The 24,062-nt window shown below is 63.9% G+C and carries 10 protein-coding genes; all 10 read right to left on the reverse strand.

Features of this window, described 5'->3' with window-relative positions:
* Positions 1-18: 18 nt before the first annotated feature.
* The 10 genes from KIT10_02725 to KIT10_02770 all read right to left on the reverse strand — a co-directional run bounded on the left by KIT10_02725 (position 19) and on the right by KIT10_02770 (position 23,931).
* Positions 19-3,240 (reverse strand): T9SS type A sorting domain-containing protein, encoded by a 3,222-nt coding sequence (locus KIT10_02725; GenBank protein MCW5898158.1) that lies wholly within the window; start codon positions 3,238-3,240, stop codon positions 19-21.
* 74 nt (positions 3,241-3,314) lie between these two features.
* Entirely contained in the window at positions 3,315-4,487 is a 1,173-nt protein-coding gene (locus KIT10_02730; protein ID MCW5898159.1) for a hypothetical protein, read from the reverse strand.
* Positions 4,488-4,614: 127 nt separating this feature from the next.
* On the reverse strand, positions 4,615-5,379 hold the full coding sequence (locus KIT10_02735; GenBank protein MCW5898160.1) for a response regulator transcription factor: 765 nt from the start codon (positions 5,377-5,379) through the stop codon (positions 4,615-4,617).
* A 2-nt stretch (positions 5,380-5,381) separates the two neighbouring features.
* Complete coding sequence (locus KIT10_02740; protein MCW5898161.1) at positions 5,382-7,754, reverse strand: tetratricopeptide repeat protein; 2,373 nt, start codon at positions 7,752-7,754, stop codon at positions 5,382-5,384.
* A gap of 185 nt (positions 7,755-7,939) precedes the next feature.
* Positions 7,940-11,095, reverse strand: coding sequence for a gliding motility-associated C-terminal domain-containing protein (locus tag KIT10_02745; protein ID MCW5898162.1), 3,156 nt, complete (start codon positions 11,093-11,095; stop codon positions 7,940-7,942).
* Positions 11,096-11,378: 283 nt separating this feature from the next.
* Positions 11,379-14,387 (reverse strand): T9SS type A sorting domain-containing protein, encoded by a 3,009-nt coding sequence (locus KIT10_02750; GenBank protein MCW5898163.1) that lies wholly within the window; start codon positions 14,385-14,387, stop codon positions 11,379-11,381.
* A 621-nt stretch (positions 14,388-15,008) separates the two neighbouring features.
* Positions 15,009-20,189, reverse strand: a complete 5,181-nt coding sequence (locus KIT10_02755; GenBank protein MCW5898164.1) for a proprotein convertase P-domain-containing protein — start codon at positions 20,187-20,189, stop codon at positions 15,009-15,011.
* Positions 20,190-20,209: 20 nt separating this feature from the next.
* A complete protein-coding gene (locus tag KIT10_02760; GenBank protein MCW5898165.1) occupies positions 20,210-20,611 on the reverse strand; it encodes a DUF4907 domain-containing protein in 402 nt (133 codons plus the stop codon).
* 227 nt (positions 20,612-20,838) lie between these two features.
* Positions 20,839-23,574: a T9SS type A sorting domain-containing protein gene (locus KIT10_02765; protein MCW5898166.1), complete on the reverse strand. Its 2,736-nt coding sequence runs from the start codon at positions 23,572-23,574 to the stop codon at positions 20,839-20,841.
* A 6-nt stretch (positions 23,575-23,580) separates the two neighbouring features.
* Positions 23,581-23,931, reverse strand: a complete 351-nt coding sequence (locus tag KIT10_02770; GenBank protein MCW5898167.1) for a hypothetical protein — start codon at positions 23,929-23,931, stop codon at positions 23,581-23,583.
* Positions 23,932-24,062: the final 131 nt, after the last annotated feature.

Genomic DNA, 24,062 nt, shown 5'->3' on the forward strand with positions numbered 1-24,062 from the left:
CCGTACACCAACGATACGCTACGGCTGCACCACCAGGCGGCGCATGTGCTGCTCGTCACCGGCGGTGATGGTCACCAGGTAGGTGCCGGCCGCCAGGCCACCGAGGTCGATGTTGGTGTAGAGCTCTCCGCCCTGCGTGGCGATCTCGCGTGCCATCACGCGCTGGCCGCGCAGATCGAAGATGTCGATCGCCACGGTGGCGGTGGACACATCATTCAACGCGATCCACACCTGCTGGCCGTTGTTGGGGTTGGGCCAGAGGGCCAGGTCGCTGGCGGCATCGCCTTCCAGGGCCATGTTCTCATTGCCCGGCGCCGCGCTGGGCACGATGGTCACCTGGCAGGCCCAGCCCCACTCGCACCACGTGAGGCCGCCGTTCTTGCTGGCCCGCACGCGCACGTTGTAAGTGCGGCCGGTCTGCATGGGATCCTGGCTGTTCCAGTTCAGGTGCCGCTGCACGCCCGTGGTCTGGAGCACGGCGCTATAGGCCGGTTCGTTGGGGTCGTTGGTGAACTCCCACTCATACAGGTTGGCACCGGCCACCGGGCGGCAGAAGATGCGGTTGGCCAATTGGTTGGGCCCGCCCCAGATGCGGTCCACGCCGCAGCTGAAGTTGGGGTTGCCAGGAATGTCGTTCAAGCCCGTGGGCGGGCAGGCGGCCAGCACCGGATCGAGCGTCACGCGGCAGGCGGGGCCGTACTCGCTGAGCGGGTTGCCGGCCACCACGCCGCGCGAGCGCACGTTGTAGAGCACCCCGTTCTGCAGGTGGCTGGCGGCCGCCCAGTTGTTGAGCTTGATGTGGCAGGCGCGCACCGCGTTGTTGGGGGCGAAGCCATCGCTCACGGTGTGTACACGCGTCTTGCGGAAGCTGAGGCCGCCGTTGGGATCGTAGAACCAGAACTCGTAGCCGCTGTTACCGGCATTGGGCCCACCGAACTCGGCGCTCACCGTCAGGTTCTCGCTGCCCACCAGGTAGTCGCCGCTCTTCCACCAGTAGCGGTCGCAGCTGGTGTAAATGGGCTCATCGGTGCCCAGCGGAATGCAGAAGCCCTCGTTGCCGCTGATGCCGCTGTCGCCACCGGGGCCCAGCACCAGGTTGTCCGTATCGTCGATGATGCGGGCATTGCCATAGGCGCCCACGGCGTTCTTCAGGATCAGCCGGTAGCCACCGGCGATGGTGTTGCCACCGCTGTTGGTCACGCGCAGGTAGAAGCAGCCGTCGGGCAGGCACAGGGGCACGCTACCCTCGCCGGGGTTGATGCCGCCGGTCTCCACCACCGCATCGTTGGTCTGGTCATGGATCGTCCACACCAGATCCTGGTAGTTGGTGGTGTTGTTGTGCACGAAGAAGAGGTCGGCGGTGCAGCTCAAGCCCGTGGTGACGGCGATGACGTTGCTGTTGCCGCTATCATCACAACCGCCTCCGGTGGCTCGCACGCGGTAGTAATAGGTGGTGGCGGGATCCAAGCCGGTGACTGCTTGCGAAAGCCCCGCCACAGGCAGCGCTTCATAGCCTGGCACGAAGCTCGGTTGGAAGGCGGCCGACACCACGATATCATCGATGCGGCTGGTACCCAAGGTGGTAACGCTCCCTACGCCCCCCGTGTTGGTGTTGGAGGTCATGATCCAGCGCAGGAACAACTGCGGCTGGTCATCACATGCGGCCGGAAGTGGCACAGCTGTGAGCACACCGGAGGTGAAATTGTCGGCCACCAGCACCGTGCCTCCAGCTACCGGTGTCCAAGTCCCCAACACACCGATGCGGTACTCCAACTGGAAGTCGCGGGGGCCGGAGGCTGAACTCCGCTGTTTGGAGGAGACCGTGATACCGGTGTAGCCTTCCGTGGAGAGGTCCACCTGCCACCACTTGGTTCCCGTTCCACTATTCCAGCCGGTGGCCGTGGCGGCATTGGTGGTCGCCCCCTGGACATCGAAGGTCGGTGCGTTGGCGCCCACAGTGCTGATGGTGCGCGTGGCGTTGGCCGCGATCCCTCCGTCGGCGACCGCGTTATCGGGGTTGTTCGGGAAGTTCCATTCCACCAGAACACCACCTGGAACACCGAAGCCCGGCAGGGTGCTCACGTCCAGTTCATAGCCCGTGGCGATGGGCACCGCGTTCCAGTTGGCCGTGAAGCTGTCAGCGCCGATGGCCGTGCCATCCGTGGCCACCGGGGCCACCAACAGATCATCATCGACCACGGTAAGCGTCGAACTGCTCTGGAAGCCGACCACCGGAGTTCCCTGCCCACCCGAGATGCCCGTGATGGAGAATACCACGTCCTCATCGCCATCGCACAACATGTTGTTCGCGATCGTCACCGTGCACGGTTGGTCACTTCCACTGTTGGCGGGGAAGTTCACCGGGGTGGTGAAGGTGGTGATGCGGCCTGTGGCACCTGCCGCCGCGATGGTCACACTCGTCGGGTTGGTCGTGGAGGGATTGGTGATCGCCAATGGCAGGTTGACCGAGGCGGCGCTCTCGTTGACCGATCCGGTGGCCGAAGCGAATTGCACACTGGTGTTCGATCCTACGGGGTCGGTCCAACTCAATTGGAAGTCGTCGATGGCGGTCCTTGGCCTGCTACCGGATCCAGTGGATCCGGTCAAAGCCACCACGCGGATCCATACCGGACCCGTTTGGTTGTTCAAGGCGGAACCGAAGTTGACGGTAACATCCACGTTGCTGAACACGCCTTGCGTGGTCTGCAGGACCGCAGGCACGGTGGCCGCCGGGGTGAAACTCGAAGGTGTCGCACCGAAGCCATAGTCCACGGTCCAGGTCACCGTGCGATCCGTGGTGGTCGCGTGCAATTGCTGAAGTTTGAACGCGAGTTGGAAGTTCTCCTTGCCCAAGGTGTTGGCTACCTGCAGCACCCACGCCGCTCCAGGATCACCAACGGCGCCGGTCTGCCGCACCGAGGGCACCCGGTTGGTGGAGGCGGCCTGAACGGCACTGCTCTCCGCGCCGGTCGATCCCGTGGCCGAAGCGGCGTTGCTGAATCCGCTTCCAATGGAACTCCATTGGGTGGCGGTATTGGTGAAAGACGCCGCCGTACCCAAAGCAGAGGCCGTAGCACCGGTGCGCACGGTCCACCCAGTGGGAAGGCCGGATCCCACACCATTGAAATTCTGGGTGTAGGGCGAAGTGCCCAGGGTCACTTGGGCCAGCACCAAGTGCTGGAGTATGCCACCGGTCGCAAGAAGCACGAGCAGGGCACGTTGGGTAGCTGAAGTTCGCATGTGGACGGATCTTGGGGGATGTATGGAGGGCGATGGGTCCGGCTTGCTCGGACGAGGATTCATATCCGGATGTATCAGTGATCTGTGAACGGCAGACGCATGCCCCAGCGCCCTTGGTCGGTGGTGCCTTCCAACACGTAGATCCCGCCCGGCAGCCAGGCCAGCGGGATCTCCATCCGCCGCGTACCGCTGGCCATGGTGATGCCGGACATCACCTCCTTCCCGGTCATGTCCAACAGGCGCAACCGCAAAGGCGTGGCGAGGCCGCCTTCCACCACCACCGCACCGGGGATGCTCCAGGCGCGGAAGGGTACGATGTCCTGCTCGCCAATGGAACTGGCCGTGGTGCCATTGCCGGTCGCAGGCACGGTAGGCGCTGTGCCGCCGCCGGTGATGACGAAGGAGATGTTGCCGCTTTGCGGACCCGCCGATGTCGGCGAGAAGCGCACATAGACCGGCGTGGGCGTGATGGAGGAGGCCGTATAGGGGATCTGCACCGAGCCACTGAAGTCCGTGCCGTTGAGGCTCACGCGGAAGTCCGTGCCCGGCGGGTTGTTCACGATGATGGACCCCGGCACACCGATCAGCGCACTTGCGTTGACCATCAGTACCTGGGCATTGCTGTTGGCCCCCACGGCCACATCACCGAAGGCGAGCGAGGTGGGCATGGTGGTCAGCGTGGGCGATGATCCCACCAGGCCGGTGATGCGGACATCATCAAGCCGAATGGCGCCGGAACCGGCCGCCTTGATGAAGCGCAGCCGGAGGTTCGAAGCGGCCGGCAGCGAGCCCGGCGGCAGTTCTATGAGGCGCCAGCCGGCCGTGCCGGCACCGGAGGGTTGCAGTGGCACGTTCAGCTGTGTAAGGCCGCCGAAGGGATCGGTGCCGTAGTACACCGTGAATTCCGACATGTCGCTTGAGCTGAGTTGCTTGTGCGCACCGAAGCTCAGGGCGATGTCCGTGAAGCCCATGGTATTGATGCCCATGATGTCGAAGATCCATTCACTGATGTTCGGGAAGAGGATGTTCCCTCCCCCGCTCGCGTCCGTGTAGCCGCTGCTCGGCGTGGTGTCCACGGCGTCCACGTTGCCCCCATAGGTGTAGGTTCCGCTATTCTGGAAGGTGTGCTGGACCACTGGCACGGCGCCCACGGGGAGGCCCATGTTCTCGCTCATGATGGTGGTCTGGCCAAGCGCCGGGGCCGCAATGCAGAGGGCGAGCGAGAAGCGTAGCAGTGTTCTTTTCATGGTTATTCGAGTGGTCGTGGGTGGTAACAACACTTTCAGTCGAAATGTGGGGCTCGATGGGCCTTGGCAGGAAATGGATCTTGCCCGTCGGGTGGGCTTTTTGACGAGTGGTCAGGGCCGCTCTGGATCAGCCTATGAGGTTCAACAGATCGGCCTTTTGCCGCCGTGATACAGGCACCTGGGTGCCGTCCACCAGCTCGAGTTTGAGCCCATCGCGGTCCTGCACGGAACGCACCATGCGCAAGTTCACCACATGCGAACGGTGCACACGCATGAACCAGGCGGGGTCCAAGTGTTCCTCGAACTGTTTCAAGTTGTATGACGAGAAGTGCCGCTTGCCCGCCACATGGATGTGGGTGTAGGCACCCTCGGCCTCCAGCCGCATGATGTCCTCCATGCGCACGAACACGGCGCCCTCGGTGCTGGGTATGCGCAGCGTATGTCGCAACGGCCTGTCCGCATCGGGACGCTGCTTGGCGTCGCGTTCCACCAATTCCGCCACCTTGGCCACCGCCCGGCGCAGTTCCTCGTCGTCCACGGGTTTCAGCAGGTAGTCGGTCACGGAGTAGCGGAAGGCCTTCACCGCGTATTCCGGGTGGGCCGTCACCAGGATCACGTGGAACCTGCGGTCCTCCAGCCGCTCCAGCAGGTCGAAGCCCGTGGCGCCACTCAGGTCCACATCCAGGAAGACCAGTTGCGGACGCATGGTCCTGATGGCGGTGACGCCATCCTCCACATCCTCGGCTTCCGCCAGGACCTTCACTTGCGGGCAAGCCCGGTCGATCAGACGACGCAGCACCGCGATGGCCTTGGCCTCATCGTCGATGATGATCGCGTCCAGGCTTCGGGTGGCCGTCGTTCCCGGCGCGGTATTGCTTTCGATGGGCGTCATGCTCAGGTATGGATGGGCACCTCCACGGTGACCCGTGTTCCGGTGGGGCGACCTTCCGCATCGGTGAGGTCCTCCGTCACGCAGGCGAGTTGTATGCCGTGCAGAGTGCCCAACGCGTCCATGCGCTCACCGATGATCGCGGTGGCCACGGGCTGATGGCCATTGCCGTTCTCCCTGCCATCACCGTTCATCCGCCGCGCGGCATCGCGCCCCACCCCGTTGTCGGCCACCGAGCAGACGAGCTTGTCGCCTTCGTGCAGGAAGCTCACCTTCACCAGCGCCTCGCCCTTCTTGTGTCGAATGCCGTGCTTGATGGCGTTCTCCACGATGGGTTGCACCAGCATGCCGGGGATGTGGACGCGCCCTGTGTCGATCTTCGGATCCACCTCGATGACATGCTCGAACTTGTCCTCGAAACGCATGCGTTCCAGGTCGAGGTAGAGGCGCAGCATCTCCAGTTCCTGGCTCAGCGGGATGAAGGGTGTGCGCGACTGCTCCAGGATCGCGCGGATGAGCTTGGTGAACTTGTTGAGGTAGGTCTCCACGGCCACCATGTCGTTGCGCCCGGCGTAGTACTGGATGCTGTTGAGCACGTTGAAGATGAAATGCGGGTTCATCTGGGCGCGCAGGGCTTTCTGCTCGGTCTCGAGCAATCGCCGCTCGAAGGCCGCCCGTCTTTTCTGTGCCGCCAACCGCAACACCACGATGGCGAAGACCACGATGAGCACGAACCCCGCGATGAGGTAGCGCACCGTGGCGTGTTGCCTGCCAATGCGCGCCTCCTGAAGGGCCCGCTCCTGGTCCAAGAGTTCCAGCTCGCTGTCCTTCAGCCGCAGTTCCTGGTCCTTCACCGCGGTCTCGTAGCGTGCCTTGAGGTCCGTGATGCGGCGGTCGCTCTCCTCGTTGAAGAGCGAATCCTTGAAGGCGGAAAAAAGAACATGGTGCTCGTAGGCCTGCTGGAAGACGCCACGGCGGCCGTGATGGGCGGCCAGCGCCCCATGGGCCGCCACGATGCCTTTCTTGTATCCGGCACTGCCGGCGCTGCGCAAGGCGTGCTCAAAAGCGGTCCGCGCTCCGCTGGCATCGCCCAGGGTCTCGAGCACCTCGCCCATGCCCTGGCGCAGGTCCGCCTCCAGCAGGGCATCAGCCATCTCCTCGTTCACACGCAGCCCCTGCCGGTAGAGATCGAGCGCTTCCCGGTGGCGCCGCTGGGTGCGATGCAACTCGCCGAGGCGCAGCAGTGAACGGGCCATGCGTGGCTTGTCGCCGATCTCCCGCTGGATCTCCAGGGCGCGCAAGTGGTCCTGCAGGGCCTGGTCGTAAAGGCCGCGGGCGGTGTTGGCGGCGCCGATGGCGCTCAGGCAAAGCGCGATGCGCGATCGATCGCCAAGCCGTTCCAAGGGCCCCATCGCACGACCGAAATGGACCAGCGCCTCCTCCACTTCGCCCCGCGTCATCAGCGTGTTCCCGATGTTGAGGTGCACGGTGCCGATGGATAGCGCGTCGCCGATCTCCTCCGCGGTGGCGAGGGCTTGGAAGTAATGTTCCAACGCCTTCGCATGGTCGCCCCACCGTTCGTGGATGTCGCCCAGATTGTTGTGGAAGCGCACGGTGCCCATGGGGTCGCCCAGTTCCTGGGCCAGCTCGTGCGCCATGCGGTAGTGCTCCACCGCCTGCCGGTCCTCACCCAAAGCGAGGTGGACCATGCCCAGGTTGTTGTAGGAACTGGCCAGCGCCTGTTTGTCGCCGCTCTCGCGCCGCAACTCCAGCGCCTTCATATGGGCCTCCAAGGCCTTTCGGTGGTCGCCCTGCTCGTGGTGTATGTAACCGATATTGTTGTAGGAACGGGCCAGTCCCAGCACATCACCAAGCGACTCGCGGGCACGCAATGCCAGCAGGTTGTAGTCCAGTGCCACGTCCAGATCGCCGTTCTTGAGATGCACGGTGCCCAGGTACCACAGGGCCATGGCCTCGCCCTTCTGGTCACCGGTGGCGCGATGAATGGCGAGGGCACTTTCAAGTTCCGCCAATGCGGTGCGGTGGTCGCCTGCCTCCATGGCGCATAGACCGCGAAGGCGGTGGGCTGAAGCGCGATATCCGTCCGCTGCACGCGCCACACGATCCGGCCTGCCTTTCACGGCCGCCAAGCGCCCGGCCAGTTCGATCTGCTCCTCGGCCAGCACACGCGTCTCCTCGCAACGCCCCTCCTTGTGCAGGGCCTCATTCAGCGCATTGAGGGTGGACAGCGCCGAGGTATCCAGCAACGCACCGCGATAGGCGCGGGTGAGGGAGTCGATGGTGCCGGGTTGGGCGTGGACCAGCAGCGATGCCAGCAACGGACCCCAGAGCAAAGCGATGCGCACAACGGGGAGCATGGGATGCCGCGGTCCGAGATGACGGATGCTTTCGCTGAGGGAACCGATGCGGAAGATCCTGCGGTACATCATGGCCGTCCCTTTCCGCCTTAGGGCCTGCAAGGTATCCGTGCGGTGGACCTCAATGGCCACTGGTGCGTGGCCGCGAACACCAGCATCCGCTGAAAACCTGTTGACCGGATCGCTCAACGTATCAAGGTCAAATGCCCGGTGAATGATCGGCGGAAACCACCGAAGGCCGGCCTGGCCGCGAGTTTCCACACGTACACACCATCCGGAGCGGGCGTTCCGGCCACTGTGCCATCCCAGCCTTCCAACTTGCCGCGGGTCTCGAAGATCGTTTCCCCCCAACGGTTGAAGACCAGCAGTTCATAGGCTTCGGGGTCGTGGCCCAGGACCACGGGCAGGAAAAGATCGTTCACACCATCGCCATCCGGCGTGAATGCGTTGGGCACATGCACGATCAACTCATCGGCGAGGACGATGGAACGACAAAGGCTGTCCACACAACCCGCAGGCGAGGTCACGAGCAGGCATGCTTCGTAGGTGCCGGGTGGCATACCCCATAGATCGAGTACGGGATCGGGGAGCGTGGAGGTGGCCGGGTCGCCTGCCGAAAAGGTCCAAAGCCAGGAAGCCGCGCCGGAGGAGAGGTCCTGGAAGCGCACACGCGGATCATCTGGCGGAACGGGTTGCGGCGTACTCGAGAAGGAGGCCACCGGGGCCGGCTCCACACAAACCAGTTGCGGATAGGTGATCGTGGCGGCGCAACCTTCGGCCGAAACGGTCAGGGATACGTCGAAGCAACCTGGTGACGAATAGGTGTGCGGCGGTGGAGAACAATCATTGGAAAAGCTTCCGTCGCCGAAGGACCACAGGCACCCGAGGCCGGGCTGTTGCAGGATGCTGGCGAAGTCCACCGCGAGCGGCGCGCATCCGCTCCCGGGCGAAGCGAGCAGGTCGGGCTGTGGCACGTCCACCACGGTCACGGTGGCGGCGAACTGGTCCACACATCCGGTCTCATCGGCGGCGGTGAGGACCACCGACCATACACCCTCTGCGGTATAGGTGTGCACCACCACCGGCCCCGTATAAGTGCTGCCATCACCCATGTCCCAGTGCAGGTCGTTCGCTCCAGTGGAAGTGCTGGTGAAGACGATGGGCGCATCGGTGCATCCGCCGTTCGCTGTGAAGAAGGCCTCCGGTCCGGGGGCATCGGGCACGGTGGTGGTGAAAGAGGCCGTGCATCCAGCGGCATCGGTGATGGATACGGTCCAGTTGCCTGGCGCCAAACCGCTGGCCATGGTGCCGGTCTGCATCGGCATGGTGTTCCAGATCGGATCATAAGGCGCTGTTCCGCCCGACACCACCGCCGTGATACTGCCGTTCGCTTCACCACAGGTGGCAGGTGTGGTCTGGAACGTCACGTTCAAGGCCTGTGGCGCACCGATCGTCACCGCTTGCGCGCTCACGCAGCCATTGGCCTCGGTCGCCGTCACCATCCATACACCTGCGGAAAGGCCTGTGGCGATGGGGCCGGTTTGAGGGGGTTGCGTGTTCCAGGTGTAGGAGACCGGCTCGCTGGCGCCGGTCATGGTGGCCACGGCCTGTCCATCGGCCGCGTTGGCACAGGTGGCATCGGTGGACATCACGGACAAGCTCCCGGCACCGGGTGCCGTCAAGGTCATGGACATCGTGGCCACACAGCCATTCGCATCGAAGACCGTCACGGCGTACGACCCCGCCCCCAAGCCCGTCGCGGTCGCGCTGCTTTGCGGTGGCACGGTGTTCCATCCAAAGAAGTAGGGTGCCACGCCGCCGGCCGGGATCGCCGTGATGCTGCCGTTCTGCTCACCGCAGACGGGCTCCACGGCATCCAGGGTCACCGTCAATGGTGCGGGGCCGCCGATGGTGACCTGTGCAGTGGCGCTGCAACCCAGCGCATCGGTGGTCGTCACGGTCCAGGTGCCCGCCGGAAGCCCGCTGGCTGTGGACGCGGTCTGTGGTGGCGTGCTGTCCCACAAGTGTGTGAACGGTCCCGTGCCCGACGGTTGGACCGTGGCCGTGCCGTCGCTCGCACCATGGCAGGACACATCGGTGTGTTGCACGATCAGAAGCGGTGGATCCAACACGGTGACCGTGGCACTGGCGGTGACTTCGAGCCCGTTGACATCAGTAACGATGACCGAGTAGGTCGTGGTCGCCTCCGGACAAATTGGGTATGGGCCGGGACCAGCGGGAAGCCCGCCGCTCCAGAGGTACGTGTAAGGCGGTTGATCGGCATCCGACAGTTCGGCGTACACCTCGGTGCATCCACCAGGACAGGTGGAGCCCGCGACGACATTCACCTGATGCGCACAAGGGTCTACCACCACCGTCACGGAAGCCGTATCGGTCACGATACCGCATGTGCCCAGCGCGGTGCTCACCACTTGATAGGTCGTGGTGGCCGTGGGCGATACCGTGAAGGGGCCGGCGCCCGTGCCGATGGCCGGTATCCAGGTGAAGGTTCCGCTCCCACCCTGGGCCTGCAGCGTCACGGACCCTTCACAGGGGATCTGCGTGGCACTGGCCAGCAACTCCAGCGGCGTGGTGTTCGGCGGGCACACCTTGGTCAGCGACAGGTCGTCCACAATGAGGTAGCCGTTGTTGATGTTGCCACCCGTGCCGATGGACATGCTGGCATCATCACGGAAGTTGCCGATCACGATCCAGGTCTCTCCGCCCTGTGCGCAGAAGGTGCCGCTGCGCAAAGTGCAGGTGTTGATCAGATCGCCATCGTCCAATTGCCAATATGCGGTGGCGCCGATCGGTGAACCAGCGCCCAGGAAGGACTGGCCATTGTTCATGGTGGTCACGTCCACCATTTGGTCGGTGAACCAGATGCCCAGGCCGTTGTTGGGCTGCATCGTGCTTGTGGGTCCTTTCTTCACCTGTGTCCTGAAGCAGTACTCCACGCCCGCTTCCAAGGGTTCCAGAAGCTGGCTTTGGATGTACTCCCGGCCGTTGCTGGCCGACACCTTGGTGAAGAAGCCCAGCGAACCCAGGCCCTGACCGCAGTTGTTGGTGTTGTTGCCGAAGCAGTTGTTGTTGAAGTTGTCCGGCGTGATACCGCTTTGTGGGCTGTTCACCCCAGCGATGCCGAACCATCCCTGTACCGGTGTCTGATCCGTGTAGAGCTGGCCATTGGGGATGGTGTTGCACACGGGCGTGGTGATCTCGAAGCCCGGGTTCACCAGCAGGTTGCCGCTGCAAGCGTCGGCGCATTGGGACCATGCGAAGGCGGCCGGTGCAATGGCCGCGGATACCACCATGGCGGCGCGGATGGACAGTAAGCGCATGCCCCGTAGCTGCTTCGTTTCCATGCTGGCTATTTGAAGGGCCGGGGCCAGGACCGATCCGCGCTTCGCACCACTTGATGCCGCACGGACCGGTCTGTTCCCCTTCGTCATCGCCTTGACCCTCGTTTCCAAAGGTGGCGGAACAGCATGTGCCGAACGCCCGGCGTTTGACCGTCTTGGGCCACCGTTTGACCAGTGGAGTGGTGTATCCGCAAGAGAAAGCCCCGCTCCTGCGCAGGAGCGGGGCTTCGTGGAGGTCGCCCATCGGGGGGGCAGGCGACGCTCAGGGCTGCACCACCAGGCGGCGCATGTGCTGCTCGTCACCGGCGGTGATGGTCACCAGGTAGGTGCCGGCGGCCAGGCCACCGAGGTCGATGTTGGTGTAGAGCTGTCCGCCCTGGGTCGCGATCTCGCGTGCCATCACGCGCTTGCCGCTCAGGTCGTACAGGTCCACGGCCACGGTGCCCACCTCAGCGGCCAGCTCATCCAGGGTGATCCACACTTGCTGGCCGTTGTTGGGGTTGGGCCAGAGGGCCAGGTTGCTGGCGGCATCGCCTTCCAGGGCCATGTTCTCATTGCCCGGCGCTGCGCTGGGTATGATGGTCACCTCGCAGGTCCAGCCCCAGTCGCACCAGGTAACGCCATTGTTCTTGCTGGCACGTACCCGCACACGGTAGGTATTGCCTACGAGCATGGGATCACCTTGGCTGGCAGGCCAGTTCAGGTGGCGCTGCACGCCGGTGGTCTGGCGAGTCACGTAGTAGGCCGGTTCGTTGGGGTCGTTGGTGAACTCCCACTCGTACAGGTTGGCACCGGCCACCGGGCGGGCGAAGAGGCGGTTGGCCACCTGGTTGGGCCCACCGAATTTCTTGTTCACGCCGCAGCTGAAGTTGGGGTTGCCGGGGATGTCGTTCAGACCCGTGGGCGGGCAGGCGGCCAGCACCGGATCGAGCGTCACGCGGCAGGCGGGGCCGAACTCGCTGAGCGGGTTGCCGGCCACCACGCCGCGCGAGCGCACGTTGTAGAGCACCCCGTTCTGCAGGTGGCTGGCGGCCGCCCAGTTGTTGAGCTTGATGTGGCAGGCGCGCACCGCGTTGTTGGGGGCGAAGCCATCGCTCACGGTGTGTACACGCGTCTTGCGGAAGCTGAGGCCACCATTCGGATCGTAGAACCAGAACTCGTAGCCGCTGTTACCGGCATTGGGCCCACCGAACTCGGCGCTCACCGTCAGGTTCTCGCTGCCCACCAGGTAGTCGCCGCTCTTCCACCAGTAGCGGTCGCAGCTGGTGTAAATGGGCTCATCGGTGCCCAGCGGAATGCAGAAGCCCTCGTTGCCGCTGATGCCGCTGTCGCCACCGGGGCCCAGCACCAGGTTGTCCGTATCGTCGATGATGCGGTCGTTGTTGTAAGCGCCCACGGCGTTCTTCAGGATCAGGCGGTAGCCACCGGTGATGGTGTTGCCACCGCTGTTGGTCACGCGCAGGTAGTAGCAGCCGTCGGGCAGGCACAGGGGCACGCTGCCCTCGCCGGGGTTGATGCCGCCGGTCTCCACCACCGCGTCGGTGTTCTGGTCGTGGATGGTCCACACCAGATCCTGGTAGTTGGTGGTGTTGTTGTGCACGAAGAAGAGGTCGGCGGTGCAGGGGCCACCACTGGGGGTGCAGGCCGTGGCGCCCAGCCCACTGGTCTCCCCATCGGGACAGGCCAGGCATTCGGTCTGCGCGGAAACGGGGTTGTAGGTGTTGGCCGGGCAGAGATCGCACTCCTCCGCACCGGCGCTTGCGCTGAAAGCACCCGGTGGGCAGGCGGTGCAGGCCGTTTGGCCCATGTTGTTGTTGGCGTATCCGGCCGCACAAGGCGCGCAGTTGATCGCACCCACACTGTCGCTGAATGTTCCAGCAGGACAGGGCGCGGCGGACAAACCATCCGGGCAAAAGCTGCCCGGCGGGCAGATGGTGCAATCCGTGATCACATCGTTGCCGTCGATGTCCTCGATGGTGGCGTAGAAGCCCAGTTCGCAGGCGCAGGTGTTCTCATCGAAATTGGGGAGGTTCTCGAGGGCGAAGGGGCAGGGAGGTGCCGGGCTGGTCTCAAAGGTGAAGTCGTCCACCATGATGCGTTCCGTGGTGCCTGTGGAGATCACGCGGACCACGAACTGGCCTGCTGGTACGAAGGATGGGCTGGCGATGATATGGCTGAACACCTTCCAATCGGAACTGTTGTTCAGGTAGGCATTGTTGATCACGGCCACCGCAGCACTGAAGGTGGATCCTCCATTGGTGCTGTAGCTTACTTCGAACGCGGGACTTGGCGAATCGTCCCAGCGGCGCACGCTGAACCCGAAGTTCTCCAAGATATCCCCACCCTCGTAGGTAGCCCGCCAGTCCACGCCAGCCACGTTCTGCAAGCGCCATGCATAGGTGCCCAGCGCTCCCGCGAAACCGTCCTGGGCGGCGGTGCCATTGCGCAGTGCCGGTCCTCCGGTGAAGCTCCAATCCGCCTCCTCGTAGACATGGTCGCTGAAATACGAAGCCAGGCTACCTGAACCTGCGGTCCAAAGAAGTGCCTCATCGAAAGAGATGGTCGTACCGGCGAACGGTGGCTCGCAGGAAGGTGCTGCACCGTTCACGGTGAGGGCGTCGCAAGGCGAGCTGAAGGTGATGTTGTACGCATCGTCCTCGTTGATGCCACTGATCACGATGGTACCGTCGCTCACCAGTGCCGGGTCGTCTCCGCCCACGGTGCCGGAGCCGCTGTTGTTGATCACCGACACCAAAGCGTCGATACCCGTGTATGGGATGCTCAGGTCATACGTATCATTCCCCGGACCAGCGGTCTGGCTGTTGCAAGCGGCGTTGGCCGCACCCAGGAAGATACCGCACATGGGACCAACACCAGGTTCCACCGTGCCACCGATGGCCAGGTCATTCCCCGCCAGACGGCCGATGGCGAAGGTGCCGCCAGTGGCGGAGGCCCCCCAGCCGAAAAGCCGGAAGGTGATCGTCGTTCCTGCGGCCACATTCTGCAGCGCCGCGATGGCACTCAGGTCGATCTGCGCCTGTGCATCGCCGTTGGTGGCGGTACCCGTGTAGCTGATCTCCGCACCCGCGTTCACACCCGCCGTGGCGAAGCCGTCCAGGCTGTACTGCCACTGGAAGGCGTTGGGGCCTGTGCTCGAACGGCGGAAGTTGGCATCGAGCGTGCTCAACGAGACCTGCCAGCCCGTGTTGGCCGTGATGGAGAACTGCAGGTACTTGTTGCCGCTCTGTGCACCGGCCAGTCCCGTGTTCAAGAAGTTGGATGAACTGAAGGCATTGCCCAAGACAGAAGGACTGAGTCCTGCGCCACGGGTCATCGCGCCTACGGTCAGGTTGGCATTCGCTGTGGTGGCCGCCACCGAGGCTTAATTGCCTGCGAGCCCTGCCATTTCCCATGCGGCCACTTGGGCCTGGCCTGCCATGGTGCAGAGGAACATGATGGAGACCAGCACGGAGCGGGACCATGCAGGGAGGAGGGTGGATCGGAAACGCATTGTTGTATGTTTTTGGTGATGATTACCCCTGGCTTGAACGAAGGCTGGCAAAGGTGCCCTCGGTGTGATGCGGTGCCTGTTACCCTCAAGTGACCTTTGTGTGGTCATTCGGTACGGCGGGATGCGGCGGACAGCGCATCACATCGATCGTTGAAGATATACACGCCCGCCCTTTGGCCATGGTCCCAGCCACTTGGACCGAATTGTCGGCATCCACACGCGCACACCCGGTGCCTGCCCCATCCCTTGCGTTGCCCAACACCAATGGGTTTTCATTGGTGCGTGGATCGGCGGGATCCGGAGCCGATACACCGGCCACGGCCACAAAGCAGGAAGCCGCCCCCTTGCGGGAGCGGCTTCCTTCGTTCCGTGATGCGATGATCAGCGTGCGATCACCAGTCGCTCGGTCACCACATGACCGTCCATGCCCACCTGCACGAAGTACACGCCAGAGGCGAGGTCGTTGCGCAGATCGAGTTGGGAGATGAAACGTTCACCCTGGGTGGCGAAGATCCAGCTGTGCTGACGCTGGCCCGCCAGGTCGAAGACCTCCACGGTGATTTGGTCCACACCGGCCGGCACATCGTCGATGCTGAGCATCACCAGCGCCCCATCGGTGGGATTGGGGAACAGGCCCACACCGGGAAGCGCGGCACCCAGGCTCTTCGGGCAGGGCCCGAGGGTGGCGTTGGGGTTGTTCGCCAGCACCGCTGCCACCGCGTTGATGGAGATGCACACGTTCACGCCGTTGATGCACACGCGCACCTTGTTGTTGTTGCCCGGTCCGCTGCAGTTGATGTTCACGGCCAGCACGGTCACCTCATCGGTGGTCACACAGCCTGCGGCATCGGTCACCGTGAGCAGATAGACCGTATCGGTGGTGGGACATACCTGCAAGGGCAGCGAAGTGCCCTGCACCACGGGACCATTGCCCCACTGGAAGAGGTACTCGCCGCCCGGGAAGGGCGCGCCGCCTGTGGCGGTGCCCTGCAAGGTCACGCAGCTCTGGGGGTTGTAGTTGCCGAAGAACACCATGGCGTCGTTGCCCGCATTGGCGTCGAAGGGAATGTCGCAGGTGGCACAAGCGAAGGTGAAGGGCCCCAGTACCACCTCGCAAACGCCGGTGATGAGGTTGTTCACCGTGATCGTGACGTTCGTGTTGACGGGGATGTCCGAGAAGGCGAAGAAGTTGTTCGCGTCCACGGTCTCCGTCACGACATCGTCCACCAGCAGCTGCACCTGCAGACCCGCCAGGGGCCCGCCCGGTTCGGAGATGGCCACCTGGATGCTGAACACGCCAGCATCGCAATCGCCATCGATCACCCAGGCATCCGCGCTGATGAAGGAGATGCCGGTGTTGCCACCGATGCAGGCACCGCAATCATCGAGGTAGGCCGTGCCGCCGAAGACACCGTTGCAGTCGGCCACGCAGGGCTCATTGCCCGTATCGCCGCCCACACAGTTGCCGCAGCCGTCCACGTAGGCCGTTCCGTTTGTGACACCATTGCAGTCCACCGGACAATCGGCGGTCAGCCCCAGCGACCAGGACAACAGCGAACCCGTATCCCCTCCGGCGTTGTCCGAGATGTTCAGCGTCCAGGTGCCGGCGATGTCCACGCCTGCCAGACCATCGAGCAGGAAGACCTGCGTGGGCGCATCGGCACCCGTGGCGAAGTAATTACCGCCGGGAATGGGTGTGCCGCCCACGGTCCACAGGTTGGCCGTGTGCGCGTCATTGAAGGCGTAGTTGCCGCCGAAGTCGGCGGAGAGACCGAAGCCGGTGACCACGCGCCCCACGCGGTTGAACAGCGGACGGGTGGTGCCCGAAGCCTCGTGCGTGATGGTGGCGATGAGATCGCCGGCCCAGGTGTGGCCAAGGCCTGTCAGCGTCACGGTGATGTCCGACAAGGCGCCCGCATCGGTGACCACGATCGAAGAGGAAAGGCCAGCCGGATCGTTGTCCGGAATGATGAAGCCATCGCCTTGGAAGCTGTAGTTCTCCAGGCAGCAAGGCTCAACTCCGGTGTCACCTCCCACACAGTTGCCGCAGTCATCGATATAGGCCGTTCCGTCCTGCACACCCGCGCAATCGATCACGCAGGGTTCAAGGCCGGTGTCACCACCCACACAGATGCCACAGGCGTCGACATACGCTGTGCCGTTGAGGTCGCCATGGCAATCCAATTGACACTCCGCGGTCAGTTCCAGGGTCCACGCTTGCAGTGAACCCGTATCCCCTCCGGCGTTGTCCGAGATGTTCAGCGTCCAGGTGCCGGCGATGTCCACGCCTGCCAATCCATCGAGCAGGAAGACCTGCGTGGGCGCATCGGCACCTGTGGCGAAGTAGTCACCGCCGGGAATGGGGCTGCCGACCGCGTTCCACAGATTGGCCGTGTGCGCATCATTGAAGGCGTAGCTGCCGCTGAAGTCGGCGGAGAGACCGAAGCCGGTGGCCACGCGCCCCACGCGGTTGAAGAGCGGACGGGTGATGCCGGAAGGCTGGTGCGTGATGGTGGCGATGAGATCGCCGGCCCAGGTGTGGCCAAGGCCTGTCAGCGTCACCGTGATATTCGACAGAGCGCCTTGATCGGTGACGACGATGGAACTGGCGATGCCTGCAGGCACGTTGTCCGGAATGATGAAGCCGTTGCCCTGGTACGCGTTCACCACCAGGCAGGGCGGCACGCAGGGATCAAGACCCGTGTCTCCACCCACGCAGATGCCGCACTCGTCGAAGTAGGCTGTGCCGTTCTGCACCCCCGCGCAATCGAGCACACAGGGATCGATGCCGGTGCTGCCCCCTACACAAATGCCGCAAGCGTCCAAGTAGGCGGTGCCGCCGAACTCGTTGTTGCAGTCCTGCACGCAGGGTACTTGACCGGTATCGCCGCCCACGCAGGTGCCGCATTCGTCCACGAAGGCGGAGCCTCCGAAGACACCGTTGCAGTCGGCCACACAGGGTTCGTTGCCGGTGTTGCCGCCCACGCAGTTGCCGCAATCATCCAGGTAGGCCTCGCCACCGGGTTCACCTGCGCAATCGGGCAGGCAGCCCACGGAGAGCCCCAGGTTCCAACCGATCAGCGACCCCGTATCCCCTCCGGCGTTGTCCGAGATGTTCAACGTCCAGGTGCCGGCGATGTCCACGCCGGCCAGACCATCGAGCAGGAATACCTGCGTGGACGCATCGGCACCCGTGGCGAAATAGTCACCGCCGGGAATGGGGCTGCCGACCACGTTCCACAGGTTGGCCGTGTGCGCATCATTGAAGGCGTAGCTGCCGCCGAAATCGGCGGAGAGACCGAAGCCGGTGACCACGCGCCCCACGCGGTTGAACAGCGGACGGGTGGTGCCCGAAGCCTCGTGCGTGATGGTGGCGATGAGATCGCCGGCCCAGGTGTGGCCAAGGCCTGACAGCGTCACGGTGATGTCCGTCAGGGCGCCTTCATCGGTGACGACGATGGAACTGGAGATCCCGGCAGGCACGTTGTCCGGGATCACGAATCCGTCACCACTGAAGCTGTATGCCGCACCACAGGGGGGCGTGCAGGGCTCCAGGCCCGTTGTTCCACCAACGCATTGGTCACACTCGTCCAGGTAGGCTGAACCACCCTGCACGCCGGCGCAGTCCGCCACGCATGGTTCTTCGCCGGTATCGCCGCCCACGCACTGCCCGCAGGCGTCGAGGAAGGCGCCACCATTGGGCACGCCATTGCAGTCGTTCACCACGATGGACTGGTAGGACCACACCTCATCGTCCAGTCCGAAGGGGCCGAAGCCTGTGGCCAGGTAGCCATGATCATCGATGACGAAAGTGGGGGTCGCGGTTCGCGGCCCACCGGGCAGGGATGCGCGTTGGGTCCAGGCGTCCGCGAAAGGATCATAGGACCAGGTCTCCGACAGGGTGGTCGCGGCCGTTCCTCCGGCCATGATGCCCCGGCTCACCAGTGCGAAGCCGGAGGCCAGGCGACGACCCACCCCGGGCAGCGCGGCTTTGGGGTCCCAGGTGTCCGTCGCTGGGTCATAGGCCCACAGGTCGTTCAAGGCATTCACGCCATCGAACCCGGTACCGAGGTATACCTGGCCACCCAACTCAAAGCCGGCGGCTTGGTTGCGGGCGATACCGGGCAGTTCGGCACGTGGTGTCCATGAATCGGCCAAGGGATCATAGGCCCACAGATCGTTCAGGCGCACGGTACCGGTGAAACCGGTTCCCACGAAGGCCGTTCCGCCCACCACCAACGCCAAGGCGCCATTCCTGCCCGCAGTGGGCATGGGCGCGCGGGCACTCCAGCTGTTCGTGCCGGGATCATAGGCCCACAGGTCGCTCACGCGGCCACTGTTGCGGGTGAATCCGGTGGCCACATAGCCTGTTCCGCCAATGGCGAAGGCGACCGGCGAGGTGCGGCCTTCAGCGGGCAGGTCAGCTCGCTGCGACCATTGGTCCGTGGCGGGATCGTAGGACCAGAGATCGTTGAGGAAGTCCCCGCCACGGCCACCGAAGACATAGCCTTTGCCATCCAGCGCGAAGCCCGCACCCAGGTCGCGGCGATCGTCGGGCGCGCCTGGCGCAGGTGACCATGCATTGGCCACCGCGTTATAGCGGGCCATGTCGGTCAAGTAAGTATTGCCCAGCAATGGGTCCGCACCAAAGCCAAAGCCCACATAGGCCTCCCCACCCGCGACAAAGGCCGCGCTGAGATAGCGTCCGAGGCCGGGACGCGATGGCAACGCCGTCCAAGTGTTCGTCGCCACCTCATAGCGCCAGAGATCGGCCAGGATGTCGCCACCCTGGGCCAGACCCGTGGCGGTGTAGCCTTGGTCGTTCAAACTGAAGCCCACGCCTGCCCTGCGACCCAAGGCCGGAATGCTGGCCACCTGGGTCCAGATGTTGGTGGCGGGGTCATAGGCGAAGGCGGCATTGGTGCGCACCAGCCCGTCGAAACCGCCCACCATGTAGCCCTTGCCACCGGAGGCGAAGCCCGCAGGGCCCTGGCGGCCGCTGTTGCCGGGCAGGGGCGCCCTGGCGGTCCAGGTGTCGGTCGCCGCATCATAGGCGTACAGATCGCTCTGAAGGAAGGTATCACCACCGATACCGCCCCCCACGTGGGCCACGCCGTTGATCGAAACCACGAAGGCCTGGTCACGGGTCTGGCCGGGCACGTTGGCGCGTTGGGCCCAGCTGTTCGTAGCGGGGTCGTAGCGCCAGGTGTCATTCAGGCGGATGTTGCCGTAGGTGATGCCTGTGGCCACATAACCATGGTCATTGGTGGAGAAGCCCACCCCATAGGCCCTTGGTGTCCCGGGAAAGTCCGCCTTCTGCGACCAGGTCAACGTGGCGGGATCGTATTCCCAGAAGTCCTCGATGATGGTTCCGTTGTTGAGTCCCTCGCAGAGGTAGGCCTTGCCACCAACGGTGAAGGTGGCCGCGCCGATCCTGGCCAAGGGACCGCTGGGAGGCACCTCGCCCAGGCTGCTGCGCTGGGTCCAGGTGTCGGGCTGTGCCATGGCCGCAACGGCCAACAGGCCGGCGACCAACAAAGTGGAAATTCGCTGGGTGCTCATGATGTTCCTGAAATAGGTTGTCAGAGCCCCATGCCGGCCAACTCCTGCTGGCTGATGGTGGGCGGATCGATGCCGTTGATGAGCTTCTTCGCCGCCAGTTCGGCCACGCGTGCGGCCTGTTCAGCGGTGGCGAAACCGGTCACACCCGCACGACCCGGAACGGTCTCCTGGCGGATGTACGTCCTGCCATCACGAGCCACTTCATATCCGAAGGTGCCTTGTGCCACCTGGACGATCCTGAAGGTGATCTCCTGGGCCGGTGAAGCGCTGCGGTGGCCCACTTCATCCACGGCAAGGCCGGGGCTCACAGGTCGGATCATGTCATCCAGCTCCGCTTGCTGGCCCTGCGCCATGGCGAAATTCATGGTGGCCATGAATGCCATCGCGGCTACCATCCGTTGGAAGTTCTTCGTCGTCTTCATCGTCATTGAGTTTTGGTTTCGTGTTCGGTTCGTAGGGCATTCTCACCGCTTCCACGGTGATGCGCCAAACGTATCGGGACCATGGGGTGGATGACAATAGAACATTCGTTAGTGGGGAATGCGGGCCATTTGGCACGCGCTCGTTCACGGCGGCCACCGTCAAGAAGCGGAAAGCCCCGCCCACGATGACCGTGGACGGGGCTTCAGCCGTTGGTATCAGGATCGGCTCAGGGCTGCACCACCAGCCTTTGCATGTGGCGCTCCTCCCCTGCCGTCACGGCCACCACATAGGTGCCTGCGGCCACGCCATCGAGGTCGAGCATCGTGTACAGGTGATCGCCTTGCGCAGGAACCTCGCGCGCCATCACGCGCTGGCCGCGCAGGTCGAAGATATCGATCGCCACGGTGGCGGTGGACACTTCATCCAACGCGATCCACACCTGCTGGCCGTTGTTGGGGTTGGGCCAGAGGGCCAGGTCGCTGGCGGCATCGACTTCCAGGGCCATGCTCTCGTTGCCCGGCGCCGCGCTGGGCACGATGGTCACCTGGCAGGTCCAGCCCCAGGCGCACCACGTGAGGCCGCCGTTCTTGCTGGCCCGCACGCGCACGTTGTAGGTGTTTCCCACGGACATGGCGGGTGTGGGGCTTGCCCAGTTCAGGTGGCGCTGCACGCCGGTGGTCTGGCGAGTCACGTAGTAGGCCGGTTCGTTGGGGTCGTTGGTGAACTCCCACTCGTACAGGTTGGCACCGGCCACCGGTCGGCAGAAGAGGCGGTTGGCCACTTGGTTGGGCCCGCCCCAGATGCGGTCCACGCCGCAGCTGAAGTTGGGGTTGGCGGGGATGTCGTTGAGACCCGTGGGCGGGCAGGCGGCCAGCACCGGATCGAGCGTTACACGGCAGGCGGGACCGTATTCCCCGGCACTGCCATCCACCACGCCGCGGATGCGCACGTTGTAGAGTTGGAACTCCTGCAGGTGGTTGGCCGCCGCCCAGTTGTTGAGCTTGATGTGGCAGGCCCGCAGCGCGTTGTTCGGCGCGAAGCCATCGCTCACCGCATGGGTGCGCAGCTTGCGGAAGTTCAGCGCGCCGTTGGGGTCGTAGAACCAGAACTCATAGCCGCTGGTGGCGTTGGTCACCCCGAACAGGCCGCTCACCGCCGCGTTCTCGCGGGCCACCAGGTACTCGCCGCTCTTCCACCAGTAGCGGTCGCAGCTGGTGTACAAGGGCTCATCGCCGCCCAGCGGGATGCAGAAGCCCTCGTTATTGCTGATGCCGTTGGAAGCGAAGGCACCGAGCGTGAGGTTGCCCCGGTTGTCGATGATGCGCAGGTTGCCGTAGGCGCTGGTGCCCTGCAACGAATCGAGCACCAGGCGGTAGCCGCCGGAGACCACGTTGCCACCGCTGTTGGTCACGCGCAGGTAGTAGCAGCCATCGGGCACGCAGGTGGTCACGCTGCCTTCGCCGGGGTTGAAGCCACCGCTGGCCACCACCGCGTCATCGGCCTGGTCGTGGATGGCCCAGACCACATCCTGGTAGTTGGTGGTCTGGTCGTAGGCGATGTAGAGGTCGGCGGTGCAACTGCCGCAGGGCACAATGGGTTCATGCACACACACCGGTGGACCTGCGCCCGCCGGTGTGGCCAAACGCACGGTCAGAGTGGTGCTGCCGCTCATGCCACTGTACACTCCCCCCGGTGCACCCACGAAGTCGATCCGGTAGGTGATGTCGAAGAAGCTGTCCACATGCCAGTCGCCACCGTTCTGAAATAGAGTGGTATGGCCCGGGCTGGGCAGGCCGAAATCGGTACCCGATACGATCCGGAAGAGGTCGAAATCCGGATCGCCGGTGATCTGCCCAAAGAGGCGGAACAGGTCCGCATCAAAGGATTGCACCGGGTCGAATGGCGTACGTGGTGCGAAATGCATCTGGGTCTCGATCGGAATATCCAGATGGCGGAACCAACCTAAGTAGATACCAGTGCCCACCAGATCCAGCCGAAGGAAGGAGGAAGCACAACTCTGCTCACCTGTTGCCGGTGTTCCCTCGGAGCAATCAACACCCGGTATAGGGTATGGGAAGGCGCACACGGAGGGTCCGCCCATGGGACACGTGAAACTGTCGTTGATCGCGGCGATCTCGATCGGCGACCCCCCGGGCAGACCGTTCACCACATACATGGGGCTTTGTGCCATATAGCTGCAAACAGCGGCCGGCAGGTCGGCCGTGCCAGCGCCATTTCCGGGGGCCAGACAGGCACCAGGGAGCACGAGCACATCATCGGTGCATGGGTCGGCATCGTCGCATGGAACAGGGGTGAAGACGCAGCCCAGGATCGTATCACAGGTATCCACCGTGTAGGGATCATTGTCATCGCAAACAATGGGGATGTTGTAGCAGGTGCCAGGACCGATCCCTGCTGGCGATGCCAAACGCACGGTCAGCGTAGTGCTGCCGCTCATGCCACTGTACACTCCCCCCGGCGCACCGACGAAGTCGATCCGGTAAGTGATGTCGAAGAAACTGTCCACATGCCAGTCGCCACCATTCTGGACCAGTGTTGTGTGGCCCGGGCTGGGCAGGCCGAAATCGGTACCCGATACGATCCGGAAAAGGTCGAAGTCCGGATCGGCGACGATCTGCCCAAAGAGGCGGAACAGGTCCGCATCAAAGGATTGCACCGGGTCGAATGGGATGCGCGGATCGAAGTTCATCTGGGTCTCGATCGGAATGTCCAGATGACGGAAGTAACCGGTGAATATCCCCGTTCCCACAAGATCCAGCCGCAGGAAGGAAGAAGCACAACTCTGTTCCCCGGTCGCCGGTGATCCCAAGGAACAATCAACTCCCGGAATAGGGTATGGGAAGGCGCACACGGAGGGTCCGCCCATGGGACACGTGTAACTGTCGTTGATCGCGGCGATCTCGATCGTCGACCCCCCGGGCAGACCGTTCACCACATACATGGGGCTTTATGCCATGTAGCTGCAAACAGCGGCTGGCAGGTCGGCCGTGCCAGAACTATTGTCAGGCGCCAGGCAGGTACCGGGCATCAGGCAGAGGTCCGTGGTGCAGGCATCGCCATCGTCACAATTCAGCGGCACCCCACCGGTGCAATTGCAGGCGCCGTCCACGGTCTCGCCGGCCGTGCACGGGTCCCCATCATCGCAGGGGTCGCCGATGTTCAAGCCCAACAGGGGGCAGTCGACCGGTGGTTGTACGGAGCCCGCCAAAATATCCAAGGAATAGGGGCCGGTATTGGCCAAGGCGTTCAATGCAAGGGGCAGTATCATGCCCAGCATGAAGATCGGGGATCTGTTCATGCCTTCCATGGTCCAGATGGGTGTTGGGTGTGTCGCGCGCAATGGTCTTGATGGGGCGATCATTCGACGGTGGGCACCTACCGATCGTGGTATGCAGGCGCACCAAAATGCTCGATCCGATCCAAGTTGCC

The sequence above is a fragment of the Flavobacteriales bacterium genome (assembly GCA_026129465.1).
Taxonomy (GTDB): domain Bacteria; phylum Bacteroidota; class Bacteroidia; order Flavobacteriales_F; family PHOS-HE28; genus PHOS-HE28.